Origin of the sequence: Streptomyces sp. NPDC048514, assembly GCF_043199955.1 — a bacterium.
GTDB lineage: Bacteria > Actinomycetota > Actinomycetes > Streptomycetales > Streptomycetaceae > Streptomyces.
The window spans coordinates 372371-385967 of the sequence record NZ_JBICWT010000001.1 but is presented as its reverse complement, the minus strand read 5'-3'; the positions used below and the strand labels follow the sequence as shown (position 1 = coordinate 385967).

The 13597-nt window shown below is 73.3% G+C and carries 11 protein-coding genes; 8 read left to right on the top strand and 3 right to left on the bottom strand.

Going from position 1 to position 13597, the window contains the following annotated elements; genetic code table 11:
• The first annotated feature begins 5 nt into the window (after positions 1-5).
• Positions 6-1169, top strand: coding sequence for a glycosyltransferase (locus tag ACGFT2_RS01655; protein WP_393272902.1), 1164 nt, complete (start codon positions 6-8; stop codon positions 1167-1169).
• Between the two features lie 6 nt (positions 1170-1175).
• On the opposite strand, the gene ACGFT2_RS01650 is transcribed toward ACGFT2_RS01655, so the two are convergent.
• Entirely contained in the window at positions 1176-2525 is a 1350-nt protein-coding gene (locus tag ACGFT2_RS01650; protein WP_393272406.1) for a TerD family protein, read from the bottom strand.
• Positions 2526-2816: 291 nt separating this feature from the next.
• On the opposite strand from ACGFT2_RS01650, the gene ACGFT2_RS01645 reads away from it, so the two are divergent.
• From ACGFT2_RS01645 to ACGFT2_RS01630, 4 genes are all read left to right on the top strand, one after another.
• Complete coding sequence (locus tag ACGFT2_RS01645; RefSeq protein ID WP_393272403.1) at positions 2817-3254, top strand: DUF6643 family protein; 438 nt, start codon at positions 2817-2819, stop codon at positions 3252-3254.
• Positions 3255-3299: 45 nt separating this feature from the next.
• Positions 3300-4124: an MOSC domain-containing protein gene (locus ACGFT2_RS01640; RefSeq protein WP_393272400.1), complete on the top strand. Its 825-nt coding sequence runs from the start codon at positions 3300-3302 to the stop codon at positions 4122-4124.
• 229 nt (positions 4125-4353) lie between these two features.
• A complete protein-coding gene (locus tag ACGFT2_RS01635) occupies positions 4354-4959 on the top strand; it encodes a hypothetical protein (RefSeq protein ID WP_393272397.1) in 606 nt (201 codons plus the stop codon).
• A 225-nt stretch (positions 4960-5184) separates the two neighbouring features.
• Positions 5185-7620 carry a right-handed parallel beta-helix repeat-containing protein gene (locus ACGFT2_RS01630; protein ID WP_393272394.1) on the top strand — a complete coding sequence of 812 codons (2436 nt, stop codon included), beginning with the start codon at positions 5185-5187 and terminating at the stop codon, positions 7618-7620.
• A gap of 47 nt (positions 7621-7667) precedes the next feature.
• Here ACGFT2_RS01630 and ACGFT2_RS01625 read toward each other — a convergent pair whose 3' ends face one another.
• Complete coding sequence (locus ACGFT2_RS01625) at positions 7668-9998, bottom strand: hypothetical protein (RefSeq protein WP_393272391.1); 2331 nt, start codon at positions 9996-9998, stop codon at positions 7668-7670.
• 284 nt (positions 9999-10282) lie between these two features.
• Here ACGFT2_RS01625 and ACGFT2_RS01620 point away from each other — a divergent pair, with 284 nt between their 5' ends.
• Positions 10283-11131, top strand: a complete 849-nt coding sequence (locus tag ACGFT2_RS01620) for a DeoR/GlpR family DNA-binding transcription regulator (RefSeq protein ID WP_393272388.1) — start codon at positions 10283-10285, stop codon at positions 11129-11131.
• A gap of 68 nt (positions 11132-11199) precedes the next feature.
• The gene (locus ACGFT2_RS01615; RefSeq protein WP_393272385.1) at positions 11200-11661 is read left to right on the top strand and encodes an SRPBCC family protein; all 462 of its coding nucleotides are present in this window, start codon (positions 11200-11202) and stop codon (positions 11659-11661) included.
• 28 nt (positions 11662-11689) lie between these two features.
• Here the strand turns inward: ACGFT2_RS01615 and ACGFT2_RS01610 are convergent, their stop codons facing one another.
• Positions 11690-12814, bottom strand: coding sequence for a PLP-dependent cysteine synthase family protein (locus tag ACGFT2_RS01610; RefSeq protein ID WP_393272382.1), 1125 nt, complete (start codon positions 12812-12814; stop codon positions 11690-11692).
• Positions 12815-13196: 382 nt separating this feature from the next.
• On the opposite strand from ACGFT2_RS01610, the gene ACGFT2_RS01605 reads away from it, so the two are divergent.
• Positions 13197-13520: a hypothetical protein gene (locus ACGFT2_RS01605; protein WP_393272379.1), complete on the top strand. Its 324-nt coding sequence runs from the start codon at positions 13197-13199 to the stop codon at positions 13518-13520.
• The last annotated feature ends 77 nt before the right edge of the window (positions 13521-13597 follow it).

Sequence of the window (13597 nt, the reverse complement as noted above, 5' to 3'; positions counted from 1 at the left end):
CCTTCATGTGGATCACCGCCGTATCCCTTGCCGCCTGGTGCTGGCTGGTGCTGTGTCAGGGCTTCTACTGGCGTACGGACGTCCGGCTGCCGCCCCGCCGCGAACCGCGGGAGTGGCCGTCCGTCTGCGTGGTCGTGCCTGCGCGCGACGAGGCCGCCGTGCTGGCGGCCGGTCTGCCCTCGCTGCTGGCGCAGGACTATCCGGGGCGGGCTGAGGTCTTCCTCGTGGACGACGGGTCCACGGACGGCACCGGGGAGCTGGCCCGCGAACTGTCCCGGCGCCACGGCGGGCTGCCGTTGACGGTGGGCTCGCCCGGGGAACCGCCGGCGGGCTGGACGGGCAAACTGTGGGCCGTGCGATACGGCATCGGCCTGGCACGCGCGCGTGAGCCCGAGTATCTGCTGCTGACGGACGCGGACATCGCGCACGCGCCGGACAGCCTGCGCGAGCTGGTGGCGGCGGCCGGCACCGGGGGCTTCGACGTGGTGTCGCAGATGGCGCGGCTGCGGGTGGAGAGCCGGTGGGAACGGCTCGTGGTTCCGGCGTTCGTGTACTTCTTCGCGCAGCTCTATCCGTTCCGCCGGATCGGCAGAAGGGGGTCGCGTACGGCGGCCGCGGCGGGCGGCTGTGTCCTGCTGCGCTCCGGGATGGCGGAGCAGGCCGGCATCCCCGACTCCATCCGGCACGCCGTCATCGACGACGTGGCGCTCGCGCGCGCGGTGAAGGGTTCGGGCGGCCGGGTGTGGCTGGGGCTGGCCGACCGGGTGGACAGCGTGCGGCCGTACCCGCGGCTGCACGACCTGTGGCGGATGGTCTCGCGCAGCGCCTACGCCCAGCTGCGGCACAACCCACTGGTGCTCCTCGGTACGGTCGCCGGGCTCGCGCTGGTGTATCTGGTGCCGCCCGCCGCGCTGGCCGTGGGCGCGGCCGGGGGCAGCGCGCCGACGGCCGTCCTCGGTGGGCTGGCGTGGGCGGTGATGGCGGGCACGTATCTGCCGATGCTCCGTTATTACGGCCAGCCGGCGTGGCTCGCCCTGCTGCTGCCGTGCACGGCGTTCCTGTACCTGCTGATGACGGTCGATTCTGCCGTGCAGCACTACCGGGGGCGCGGCGCGGCCTGGAAGGGCCGCACCTACGCCCGTCCCGGCGCCGTGCCGGAGGAGGGCTGAGCCGGGTCACTTGCGGCCCGGCGTCCAGTTCATGCCCCAGCCGTAGGCGCGGTCCATGGTCCGCTGCGGGCTCACTCCGCGCTCCGTCACCAGATACCGCGCCTCGCGCTGGACCACGAGGTCGCCGCCCGTGTTCGTGATGAGGGCGAGTGCGCACACCGTGGAGGGCACGGTGCACTCGTCGAGCGAGAAGTCGACGGGGGCGCCGTACTGCGGCTGCAGAGTGACGGTGGCGTGCAGGTCGGCGAAGGAGCGGGCGCCTTCGTAGACGGTGACGAAGACGAGGATGCGGCGGAAGTCCCGGGCGTGGTCGAGGTTGACGGTCAGGTTCTCGCCGGTCGCGACGGCGCCGGTGCGGTCGTCGCCGTCGAGGTGGATGTACGGCGGCCGGTCCAGCGATCCGAAGGCGTTGCCGAGGGCCTGTACGACTCCCTTGCGGCCGTCGGCGAGTTCGTACAGGGCGCACAGGTCGAGGTCGACGACGCTCTGCCGGGCGCCCCACAGGCCGGTCCTGCCGGAGGACTGCTTGCGCGTCCGCCAGTTGAGGTTCACCCGCATGATGCCTGAGGTGCCGCCCTGCTTGGCCAGCGAGACGGAGGGAGCCGCCTTGGTGAGGGTCACCTTGGACAGCCGGACCGGCTGGGCGTCGGGGGCGGCGGCGGGAGGGGCCGCGGGTGGCGGTGACGCCGTCACGGCCGGCGGCACCGGGGCGGCGACCGGAGGCGGCGGCACGTTCGCCCGGGTGTTCGCGGTGGGCGGTGGCGGGTTCACGGGCGCGGTCGCGGTGGGCGGTGGCACGTTCGCCGGGGCTGCCGTCGTGGGCGGCGCGGTGTGCTGCGGTTCGTCCACGGTGATACCGAAGTCCGTGGCCAGTCCCTCGAGTCCGCTGCCGTAGCCCTGGCCGACCGCGCGGAACTTCCAGCCGCCCTGGCGGCGGTAGAGCTCGCCGAGCACGAAAGCCGTCTCCACGGTCGCGCCGGGTTCGTCGAAGCGGGCGACCCTTCGGCCGGTCGCGGGGTCGGTCACCTCGATGTAGAGGCCGGGGATCTGTCCGAACGTGCCGCCGTCCGCGGAGGCGGCGAGGACGATCCGTTCGATCGCGCCCTCCACGCGCGCGAGGTCGACGAGAAGGGTGTCGGTGACGCGCCCGCCGGCTGTGTGCTTGCCCTCGTGCCGGATCGCGCCAGAGGGGTGGGCAGGCTGGTTGTAGAAGACGAAGTCCCCGTCGGAGCGGACCTTTCCGGCGGCGAGGAGCAGCGCCGAGGCGTCGGCGTCGGGCACGCCGGGTCCCGGCTGCCAGCCCAATTCGACGCGCAGCGCCGTGGTCGGCACCGGCACGTTCGATCCCTTCGACATTGTCATGTCCGCCCCAAACTGGTCGCTTTCCCGGTGTCCCGGTGGTCCCGTCGATCCCTACCCGGCACAACGTATTCCCGGGCGCGGAGAACTCCCATGACCGGCACCGGAAGATCACCGGTCAACCGCCGGTAACCGCTGGGAACTCGCCCTTTACACGATCCAAACGCCGATCGGCGTCCTTTTTTGCCAAGTTCGCTCGGATTAGGGGTCCCAGGTCACTGCCGACACGGAAAAGAACCCTCTTATCGGTCTCCCCAACCAGCACATCGTGGGCTTAACTTATGTGCCATGACCTCCCCCCGCTCCACTTATGGTGGCGGCTACTACTCCGCCTCCTTCCCGGACACCCCGATCTACGACTCCCTCGTGGCCGAGCGAGGCACTCCGCAGATCGCCCCGATCCGGGTCCCCGCCGCCTACGACACGGGCAGCAGCCTGCCCGCCCTGCCGTCGGCACTGCCCGCCCTCCCGGCGGCCCCGTCCCCGCAGGCCCCCGCCTACGGCTATCCGCAGATGCAGCAGCCCGCACCGCTGCAGCACGCGCCCACGGCGTACATCCCGCAGCAGGCGAGCGCCCCGCGCGGATACCCCGGTCCGCACGCTCCGCAGCAGCAGCGCCCGATGGCGGCGGGTACGGGGTACGAGGCCATGCGCCCGGCCGCCCCGCGGCCCGCACAGCCCTCCTACCAGGACCCGTACAACAACCAGCAGTACCGGGGGTACTGACCGGCGCCGCCCGCGTCGTCGTCGCCCCCTGGCACGATGGCGTCCATGGGAAACGCCGAAGTGCAGTCGATCCACGTCCACCCGGTCAAGGCGTTCCGGGGCCTGTCGCCCCGGGCAGCCGTGGTGGAGCCCTGGGGCCTGGCCGGCGACCGGCGCTGGGCACTGATCGACGACGGGGGAAAGGTCGTCACACAGCGGGAGCAGCCGCGTCTCGCGCTGGCCGCCGCCGAGCCTCTGCCCGGCGGCGGTGTTCGTCTGTCCGCGCCCGGCCGGGCGTCGCTGACGGTCGCGGTGCCCGACCCGGTGACGACGGTGCCGGCCGACGTCTTCGGTACGAAGGTCGAGACGATCCCGGCAGCGGCGGCCGCACACGAGTGGTGCAGCGGCTACCTGCAGGCCGAGGTCCGCCTGGTGCACATGGACGATCCGGCCAACCGCCGCCCTGTCGATCCCCGGTACGCGCTGCCCGGCGAGACGGTGAGCCTCGCCGACGGCTACCCCCTGCTGGCCACCACGGTGGCCTCCCTGGCCGCGCTGAACTCCCTGATCGCCGCGGGCGACCACGCCCACGAGGGCCCGCTGCCCATGAACCGCTTCCGGCCCAACGTCGTCGTGGCGGGCGCCGATGCCTGGGCCGAGGACCACTGGTCGCGGATCTCCGTCGGGGACGTGGTCTTCCGCGCCGCGAAGCCCAGCGGGCGGTGTGTGGTGACCACCACCGACCAGGGCACCGCCGTACGCGGCCGGGAACCGCTGCGCACCCTGGCCCGGCACCGCAGGATCAACGGCAAGCTGGTCTTCGGCCAGAACCTGGTGCCCCTGTCGACCGGCACGATCAGGGTCGGGGACCCGGTCCGGCTGCTGGACTAGCCCACCCCGGGCGCTTCCCCGGCGCTCACCGGCGCGCCCCGGCACCTCCGGGCGGGAGCCGTGGGGGGAACCCGCGGGCGGGTCCCGGTCGTTGGGAGGGCGTGAGAATTTCGTGAGAGGCCGCGTACGTCACCGGCCGCGGCGGACGTGATGTCGCTCTCTCTTGGTTCCGGACCGGGGGCGAGCGTCCGCGGCCGGGGCTATGACGGTGTGAACAGGGGGTGGGGAGATGCGGGCAGTGCGGGGTTTGTGGCGCTGGCGGCGCAATCCGCTGCGCCGTGCGACCGATCTGGCCGAGGCGTGGCTCGCCCTCGTGGCGCTGGTGCTGATCACCCTGGCGGCGCCGGTGACCGGCTGTCTGGTGGGTGCCGCCGCTCAGGACTCGCTGCAGCGGGCCGTGCGGGAGCAGCAGCACACGCGCCACCTCGTCACGGCCGCCGTGGTGCGCGACCTGGGCGAGGCCCCGCTGGAGACCGACCCCGACACCACCTCCGGACGCGAGGTCCGCAGCCGCGTCCTGGCCGGCTGGACCGCCCCGAACGGCACCCGCCGCTACGGCATGGCGCTCGCCGGCCTCAAGTCCCCCCACCCCGGAGACCACTTCAGGATCTGGACCGACCCGTACGGCCGAATAACGACCCGGCCGCTGGACTCCCCCACGGCGACGACGCACGCGGTGCTCGCCGGGGTCGGTGCGGCCCTCGTGATCGTGGCCCTGGTCGAGAGCACTCGGCGGCTGGCCGTGTGGCGCATGGTCCGGCGCCGGTATGCGCGCTGGGACCAGGCCTGGGAGCGGGCCGGCCCGGACTGGGGCAAGGCGGGCACCGGCTGCTGACGGCCTTTCCGGCTCTGGTCAACCCACCGCGCACGCACACGCTACGGTGGACCGGCCCAAGCGCTTTCGGCGACGACCCGCGGGTGAGCGAGACCCAGGGGCGTGCGGCTTGCCGAGAACGCGAACACGCTCAGGTCCGGGAGACCGGGCACGCTCACGGGCACCGGGGCCACGCTCCGACGGCAGCGAGCCATCAGTACGACAAGGTGGGGGCACGGCAACACCATGGCACAGGGCACGGTCCAGGTGACGCACACCGGTACGTCGCGGTGGCGGCGCCGCACGGGTGAGTACGCTTCGCTCGCCGCCGCCCTGGAGGCCGCCGCGGACGGTGACGTCCTCACCGTCGCCCCCGGTACCTACCGGGAGAACCTCGTCGTCCAGCGGGCGGTGACGCTGCGCGGGCCCGAGGGCTCCCCAGGCTCCGTGCGGATCGCGCCCGTGGACGGGGTGCCGCTGACGGTGCGGGCCTCGGCGGTGGTGCAGGACCTGCACGTGGAGGGCCAGGACGCGGCCGCGCCGGCCCTGCTGGTCGAGCAGGGTGCGCCCGAGCTGATGGACGTGCGGATCGTCACGCGCTCCGCCAGCGGCATCGAGGTGCGCGGCGGCGCCCGCCCGACCGTGCGCCGCTGCACCGTGGACAACCCGGCCGGCATCGGCATCGCCGTACTCGACGGCGCGGGCGGGGTGTTCGAGGAGTGCGAGGTCGTCGCGGCCGGGCAGGCGGGCGTCGCGGTCCGTGGCGGGGCCCATCCGCGCCTGGAGCGGTGCCGCGTGCACCACGCCTCCGGCACCGGCCTCACCGCGACCGGCGAGAACTCCGCGCTGGAGGCCGTGGGTTGCGAGATCTACGAGGTGCGCGGCTCCGGGGTCCAGGTCACCCAGCGGGCCACGGCGCACCTGACGGACTGCGATGTGCACCGCACCACCGCCGACGGCGTCACGCTGGACACCGACGCGGTGCTCACGCTGGCCGACTGCCGCATCCACGACATCCCCGAGAACGCGGTCGACCTGAGGTCCCGGTCGGTGCTCACGCTGACCCGGACGTCGGTCCGGCAGTTCGGGCGCAACGGCCTGTCGGTGTGGGACCCGGGCACCCGGGTGGACGCCAACCAGTGCGAGATCTTCGACAGCACCGGCGACTACCCGGCGGTGTGGGTGAGCGACGGCGCCACCGCCGTCCTCGACTCCTGCCGGGTGCACGACGTGCCGGACGCGCTGTTCGTGCTGGACCGGGGTTCCCGCGCGGACGTGGTGGACAGCGACCTGTTCCAGGTGCGCAACACGGCCGTGTCGGTGAGCGACGGGGCGACCGCGCAGCTCGACGACTGCCGGATCAGGGAGGCGGCCACCGGCGCGTGGTTCCGCGACCACGGCAGCGGCGGCACGCTCGCCAACTGCACGCTGGACACCACCCAGACCGGTGTGATCGTCACCAAGGGCGCCGACCCGACCATCGAGCGCTGCACGGTCGACTCCCCCACGGAGGCCGGTTTCTACGTATCGGCGGGCGGCCGCGGCAGCTTCCTGAACTGCCGGGTCAGCGGCAGCGGCGGCTACGGCTTCCATGTGATCGACGGCTGCCGCACGACGCTGCGCAAGTGCCGTACGGAGCGGTGTGCGCGCGGTGGTTTCGAGTTCGCCGACGCGGGACCGGACGCCGGGACGACGGCCGGCCCGGTCGTGGAGGACTGCACCAGTGACGAGAGCGGCGGTCCGCGGCAGCCGGCGGTCCGCGAGACGGCCGTGCAGACGGCGCCGCACTCGCCCGGCCTGCCGGGTTCGATCCCCGGACAGCGCTTCGCCGAGCAGGAGCCGCCGGCCGCCGATGTGGAGCCGGCACCGGTGCGGACCTCGAAGGACGTGCTCGGGGAACTCGACGCGCTGGTGGGTCTGGAGAGCGTCAAGCGCGAGGTGCGGGCCCTCACCGACATGATCGAGGTGGGCCGGCGCCGGCAGCGGGCGGGGCTGAAGGCGGCCTCCGTCAAGCGGCATCTGGTCTTCACCGGTTCGCCCGGCACCGGAAAGACGACGGTCGCCCGGCTCTACGGCGAGATCCTCGCCTCGCTCGGCGTGCTGGAGAAGGGTCATCTGGTCGAGGTCTCCCGGGTCGACCTGGTCGGTGAGCACATCGGTTCCACCGCGATCCGCACCCAGGAGGCCTTCGAACGGGCACGGGGCGGTGTGCTGTTCATCGACGAGGCGTACGCGCTGTCCCCGGAGGACGCCGGGCGCGACTTCGGCAAGGAGGCCATCGACACGCTGGTGAAGCTGATGGAGGACCACCGGGACGCGGTGGTGGTGATCGTCGCCGGCTACACCGCGGAGATGGAACGCTTTCTCTCCGTCAACCCCGGTGTCGCCTCCCGCTTCTCCCGCACCATCACCTTCGGCGACTACGGTCCCGAGCAGTTGCTGCGGATCGTGGAGCAGCAGGCCGAGGAGCACGAGTACCGGCTGACTCCGGGCGCGTCCGAGGCGCTGCTGAAGTACTTCACCGAGATCCCGAAGGGCGCCGCGTTCGGCAACGGCCGCACCGCCCGGCAGACGTTCGAGGCGATGGTGGAGCGGCACGCGAGCCGGGTCGCCCAGGTCGCCGACCCGACCACCGACGAACTGACCCTGCTGTACGGGGAGGACCTGCCCGAGCTGCCGTGAGCGGGCCGGCGGCCCTGTCCGCCCCGGTGCGAGCGAAGGGCCAGGGCCTATCCCGGGCCACCCGGTTCCGGTCGCTGTCCCGGCAGCTCCGGATCCGGGCACAGGCGGGCCAGCAGCCGGGCCCGTTCCCGGGTGAAGACCGGGTCCGCCTGGTAGTCGGAGTGGCCGAGGATCGGGGCCGGCAGCGGGTGGTCGGCGGTGCGGCCGTAGGCGAGCGGATCACGCAGGGGCTCGTGGTCCACGTGCGGGGTGGCGTCGTCGGGAACGTGGACGGGACCGCCGATCGGGTCGGTCGGCCGGTACAGGTTGCGCCAGCAGGCGACGTCGCGGTGCAGCGCGGCGAGCGCCGGCGGGCCGAAGTGTGCGGGGAACCAGCGGCCGTAGAGGCGCTCCAGCGGGGAGCCGTAGGTCAGCAGCGCGACGCGTCCGCGCACCGGCGGCGGCAGCTGCCAGGCCGCGGCGGCGGCGAGGACGCTGCCCTGGGAATGCCCGGAGAGCACCAGGCGGCCCCCGGTGCGCTGGGTCCAGGTCGCCATCCGCCAGGTCAGGTCCGGTACCGCGCGCTCGGCGTAGCAGGGCGGCGCGAAGGGGTGGGCGGCGCGCGGCCAGAAGGTGCCGACGTCCCAGAGGATGCCGATGGTGCGGCGGGCCGAGGGGTCCTTGTAGGCGCGCCGGCCCCAGGTGACGAAGAGCAGGAAGCCGAGCCCGATCAACCAGGAGCCGACCGCCTGCGAGGTCTCGGCCACGGCCTGTACGGCGTCGTAGGTGCGGTGGGCCGCGCCGTCGGGTGTCTTCCCGGTGCCGAGCGCACCGGCCAGTGCCGCGGTTCCCAGCACCAGCGTGGCGGCGGTGAGCACGGTGAGGACCAGCGGGGCCCGGTCGGTGAGGGTGGCCACGGCACGGGCGTGGGCGACGGCCCGGGTACGGGTCGGGTCCTCGGGCTCGCCGGGGTGCTCGTGGCGGACCCGCTCGCGCTCGGCGCGGGCGAGCCGGGAGGTGCTCAGGGCGAGCCGGGCGGCCAGCAGCAGCAGGACGGTGAGCAGGGGAGGGATGGCGGACGCCTGCCAGGTGAGCAGGACGGGCGGCCCCGGCAGCAGCGCGCGGGTGCCGTCCAGCCAGTCGGCGACGCGCTGCGCGACCCCGCCGGAGATCACCCCGCCCAGCGCGCAGGCGAGCAACGCGACGGCCGGGCCCCCGCGGCCACGCATCCCGGAGCGCGGGTCGGGGCGACGGCGGTGGAGGTCACCTGCCACGGCGGCGAGGGCGAGCACGAGCAGCCCCTGGCCCAGCATCAGGGCGCCGAAGGCCGGGTCCCCGGGCAGCCGGCCGGCGGACCGCCAGCCGGGCCGGGCCCAGCCGGCGTACAGCAGGGTGAGGAGCAGCAGGGCCAGCGCGCCGAGCGGCAGACGCCGTACCAGGAGCCGGTCCAGCCGCCGGTCGAGGCGGTTCTCGCTGCGGCCCCGGCGGCAGACCACGCCGGTCACCGCCGCCGCGCAGGCCGTCAGGGCCGCGGTCAGCAGCCAGCCCGCGGCGTCCAGGGCGGCGGGGCCGCCGGGGCGGTGGTCGAAGCGGACGGCGGGGGTGGCGACGGCGCCGGCCACGGTGAGCAGGCCGGCCGCCGTGTGCGCGGCGCGCAGCCGGGCCACCAGGCGGCGCCCGTACCAGAACCCGGGCCGGGCGAGGGCGCTGTCGTCGGTGGCCGGCTCGGGCTCGGGGGACATCGGACGGTGGGACTCGTACGCGCTCCAGGTGCGGTGGGAGAGGTACCACAGCAGGCCGGTGAGTGCGGCCGGGACCAGGGCGGCGAGGGCGAGCCGGCGACCGGGCGCGGTCCACCAGCCGCCCTGGGCCGGGCCGGGCGCAAGGAAGCCGAGCCAGGTGTGGCGGCGGGCGCAGGAGCGCACACCGGCGCACTGCCAGGCCACCAGGTCCATGGCCACCTCGCAGGCCGCGGCGACGAGTAGGACGGTCAGGGTGAGGGCGGCCAGGCGCACGAGGAGGCCGTAGAGCCGGACGGTGCGCTGCCGGCCCGGAGCTGCGGGACGCATCCAGTGGGCGAGGTTGACGACCATGAAAGGCAGCAGCAACAGCCAGAGGGCACGGCTGCCGTCGCCGGAGGTCAGGTTGCACCAGACGTACGCCTCCTGGACGGGCCCCTGCCCGGGGCGGCTCCCGGCCTGGGTGTCCTCGGCGTCCTCGGTGCGCCGGAACACGGCGGCGATGTCGTCGCCGGTGATCCGGGTCGTGCGCGGGTCACCGAGCATCTTCTCTGGCGTGCTGCCGCCGACTCCGTGTACGAGAAGTTCCAGGTCGCTCTCGGGCTCGTTCCCCGGCCGGACCGGTTCCCGGCCGGCCGGGCGTTCCTGTGCACGTTCCACTGTTCTCGCACTTCCCCGTGACACTCCGAAGGCCTGAGCCGGTGCGCGCTCCAGGATCTCCGGTTCCGTGCGGGCGTGCACCGGTCCTCACGGAATCTCCCCGATCCGGGTGACGGCGCACGGGCCGCGCCCGCGGTGGCATGTGCGCGTCGTGTCAGGCGGTGGCGCAACCGGTGGCGACCCGTGAAAAGATGGAACGCCCGCGCATCTCCTGAGGCAGGAACATCCTGGTCGGAGCAGGTGCGCCGAGCGTGTCGGACGGCGGCGAAAGGACCGGAGCGTACGTGAGCGAGAATCAGAACCTCCTCGCGGAGCAGCGCCGCGCCCTGATCGTGGACGAGGTCCGGCGCCGGGGCGGTGTGCGGGTCAACGAACTGACCCGCAAGCTCGGTGTGTCGGACATGACCGTGCGCCGCGATCTGGACGCGCTCGCCCGCCAGGGGGTACTGGAGAAGGTCCACGGCGGCGCGGTGCCGGTGGTCGAGCCCAGTACCCACGAACCGGGGTTCGAGGCGAAGTCGGGGCTCGAGCCGACCGCCAAGGAGGAGATCGCGCGCGCCGCCGCACGGCTGGTCACCCCTGGTACGGCGATCGCCCTGTCCGGCGGCACGACGACGTACGTCCTCGCCCAGCATCTGCTGGAGGTGCCCGATCTGACCGTGGTGACGAACTCGGTGCGGGTCGCGGACGTCTTCCACGCGGCGCAGCGGAGTTCGGGGCAGCGGCAGGGCGCGGCCACGGTCGTGCTGACCGGAGGGGTGCGCACGCCGTCCGACTCGCTGGTGGGTCCGGTGGCCGACCAGGCGATCGCCGCGCTCCACTTCGACCTGCTCTTCCTCGGGGTGCACGGCATATCCGCCGAGGCCGGTCTGTCCACGCCGAACCTCGCCGAGGCGGAGACCAACCGGCGGCTGGTGCACTCGGCGCGCCGGGTCGTGGTGGTCGCCGACCACACCAAGTGGGGCACCGTGGGACTGAGTTCCTTCGCCGCGCTGGAGCAGGTGGACACGCTCGTCACCGACGGGGGTCTGCCCGCAGAGGCCCGCTCGGAGATCTCCGAGCACCTGCCGCGGCTGATCGTGGCGGGCGAGCCGGAACCGGAACCGGAACCGCTTTCGGACGAGGACATCTGACGGGGCGTCATCTACGCTGACGGGCAACGCCCCGCTTCCGCGGGGGACTTCACGAGGAGTTCGTCGTCATGGCTCAGCGTCTACGCCCGGTCGGTCCGGAGTTCGTCGAGACCGCGCCCGTACGGCTGGTGTTCGCCCGGGACATGGCCGCCGCCCCGGAGGCGGTCTTCCGTGCCCTGGCCGAGGACGTGACGGGCTGGCCGGAGTGGTTCTCTGCCGTGACCTCGGTTCGGCCGACGGAGGGCGGGCGCGAGGTAAGGCTGCGGGGCGGCACCCGCTTCCGGGAGACGGTACTGGCGGGCAAGGCTCCCGAGCTGTACGCCTACCGGGTCGACGTGACGAACGTGCCGGGAGCGCGCGCCTGGGTCGAGGAGTGGCGGCTGACGCCGGCGGGTACCGGGACCCGGGTGCGGATGACCTTCGCGCTCGACGGTACGGCCGCGTTCCGCCTGGTGTGCCGCCTGATCCGGCCGGGTGTCGGCCGCGCCTTCCGGGACGCGGTCACGGCCCTGGACCGGCGCCTGCGGTAGCCGCACGTTCGTCACCGGTCGCCGGGGCTCAGTCGGGCCAGGCGCCCGTCGTCAGCAGGGTCTCGATCGCCGTCGTGTACGGCGCGATGTCCAGGCCCTGTTCCGCGAGCCACGTGTCCGAGTAGTACTTGTCCAGGTACCGGTCGCCGGGGTCGCACAGCAGGGTGACCACACTGCCCCGGCGCTCCTCGGCCACCATCTCCGACACGATCTTGAGCGCGCTCCACAGCCCGGTGCCCGTCGAGCCGCCCGCCTTGCGGCCGATGGCCCGCTCCAGCGCGCGTACGCCGGCCACGCTGGCCGCGTCCGGGACCTTCATCATCCGGTCGATCGCGCCGGGCACGAAGCTCGGCTCCATGCGCGGCCGGCCGATGCCCTCGATCCGGGACCCGCAGTCACAGGTGACGTCGGGGTCCCCGGTGGTCCAGCCCTCGTAGAAGCAGGAGTTCTCCGGGTCGGCCACACAGATCCGGGTGTCGTACTGCATGTAGTGGACGTAGCGCGCGAGCGTCGCCGAGGTGCCGCCGGTGCCGGCCGTGGCGACGATCCACGCCGGCTCCGGGAACCGTTCCAACTCCAGCTGGCGGAAGATCGATTCGGCGATGTTGTTGTTGCCGCGCCAGTCGGTCGCCCGCTCGGCGTAGGTGAACTGGTCCATGTAGTGGCCGCCGGTCTCCACCGCGAGGCGGGCCGACTCCTCGTACATCTTCCGGGAGTCGTCCACGAAGTGACATCGACCGCCGTGGAACTCGATGAGGCGGCACTTCTCGGCGCTCGTCGTGCGCGGCATGACGGCGATGAAGGGCACGCCGATCAGCTTCGCGAAGTAGGCCTCGGAGACGGCTGTCGAGCCGCTGGACGCCTCGATCACGGGCCGGTCCGGGCGGATCCAGCCATTGCAGAGACCGTAGAGGAACAGGGACCGGGCGAGCCGGTGCTTGAGGCTGCCGGTGGGATGCGTCGACTCGTCCTTCAGGTAGAGGTCGATGCCCCATCGCTCGGGCAGCGGAAAGCGCAGCAGGTGCGTGTCCGCCGAGCGGTTGGCGTCGGCCTGCACCTTGCGGACGGCTTCTTTCAGCCAGTTGCGGTAGTGGGCGTCGCTGCGGTCGACATCGAGGGTGGCGCCGGTCCGGGCCTGAGGGATGGTGCTCACGGCGGTGCTCCTAACGCTGGACGCCGACGCGCTGCGCGCGCCCGACACCTTGAGCATAGGCATCTTTCGTACCGCTTCCCACCTGCATAAACGCATCTTTGAGCCACCCAAAGGCGCCCTGGGGAACGGGCGTACGAGGCACTCGGGGGGCGCATTGGCGGGAGTGCCCCGGGCGTCCGTCGCAGTAGCCCCTCGCGTACTGGTGCTCCACGCCGCATCGGGGCAGACTGCACGGGTCGGGACGGTCGTCCCGGACGGGGGCACACACGGGACCACGAACCGCGAGAACGCGGGAACACGGACCACGGGGCCTCGGAACACGCACCACAGGGACGTCGGGAACACGGGACCTCGGGAAACACGCGCAAGGGGGCGGCGAAGGATGGCGGAGCCGGAGTTCACGGCCACGGGCGTGCGGATCGGCAAGCGGCTGCGTTCACTCACCCGCGCCGGGCAGGTCCGGATCAACGACGGCAGGCTGGAGTTGCTCACCAGCTACGGGAGCGAGATCGACAGCGCGCCCGTGCAGGCGGTACGGGCTTCCAAACCGTGGTTCGCGCCGGACGACCGGGCGCTGGCCGACCTCAACGGCGAGCGGTACCTGCTGACCCTGGGCGAGCACGACCCCGCACCGGGGGAGCCGGGGCCGCCCGCGGCGCGGCGGTTCATCGAGGCGGTGCGGCGGGCGGCCGGACGCGGCGGCTGACGCACGCCGGACACGGCTGCCGGTGTCCCTGGGTCACCGACCGGACGGCGGCCCGTCGCGGCGAGTTGCACGAGTGC

Bases quoted from the DNA above. Each gene is read 5' to 3' on its own strand.
- ACGFT2_RS01655 (WP_393272902.1), top strand. From the start codon at position 6: ATGTGGATCACCGCCGTATCCCTTGCCGCCTGGTGCTGGCTGGTGCTG.
- ACGFT2_RS01650 (WP_393272406.1), bottom strand. From the start codon at position 2,525: ATGTCGAAGGGATCGAACGTGCCGGTGCCGACCACGGCGCTGCGCGTC.
- ACGFT2_RS01645 (WP_393272403.1), top strand. From the start codon at position 2,817: ATGACCTCCCCCCGCTCCACTTATGGTGGCGGCTACTACTCCGCCTCC.
- ACGFT2_RS01640 (WP_393272400.1), top strand. From the start codon at position 3,300: ATGGGAAACGCCGAAGTGCAGTCGATCCACGTCCACCCGGTCAAGGCG.
- ACGFT2_RS01635 (WP_393272397.1), top strand. From the start codon at position 4,354: ATGCGGGCAGTGCGGGGTTTGTGGCGCTGGCGGCGCAATCCGCTGCGC.
- ACGFT2_RS01630 (WP_393272394.1), top strand. From the start codon at position 5,185: ATGGCACAGGGCACGGTCCAGGTGACGCACACCGGTACGTCGCGGTGG.
- ACGFT2_RS01615 (WP_393272385.1), top strand. From the start codon at position 11,200: ATGGCTCAGCGTCTACGCCCGGTCGGTCCGGAGTTCGTCGAGACCGCG.
- ACGFT2_RS01605 (WP_393272379.1), top strand. From the start codon at position 13,197: ATGGCGGAGCCGGAGTTCACGGCCACGGGCGTGCGGATCGGCAAGCGG.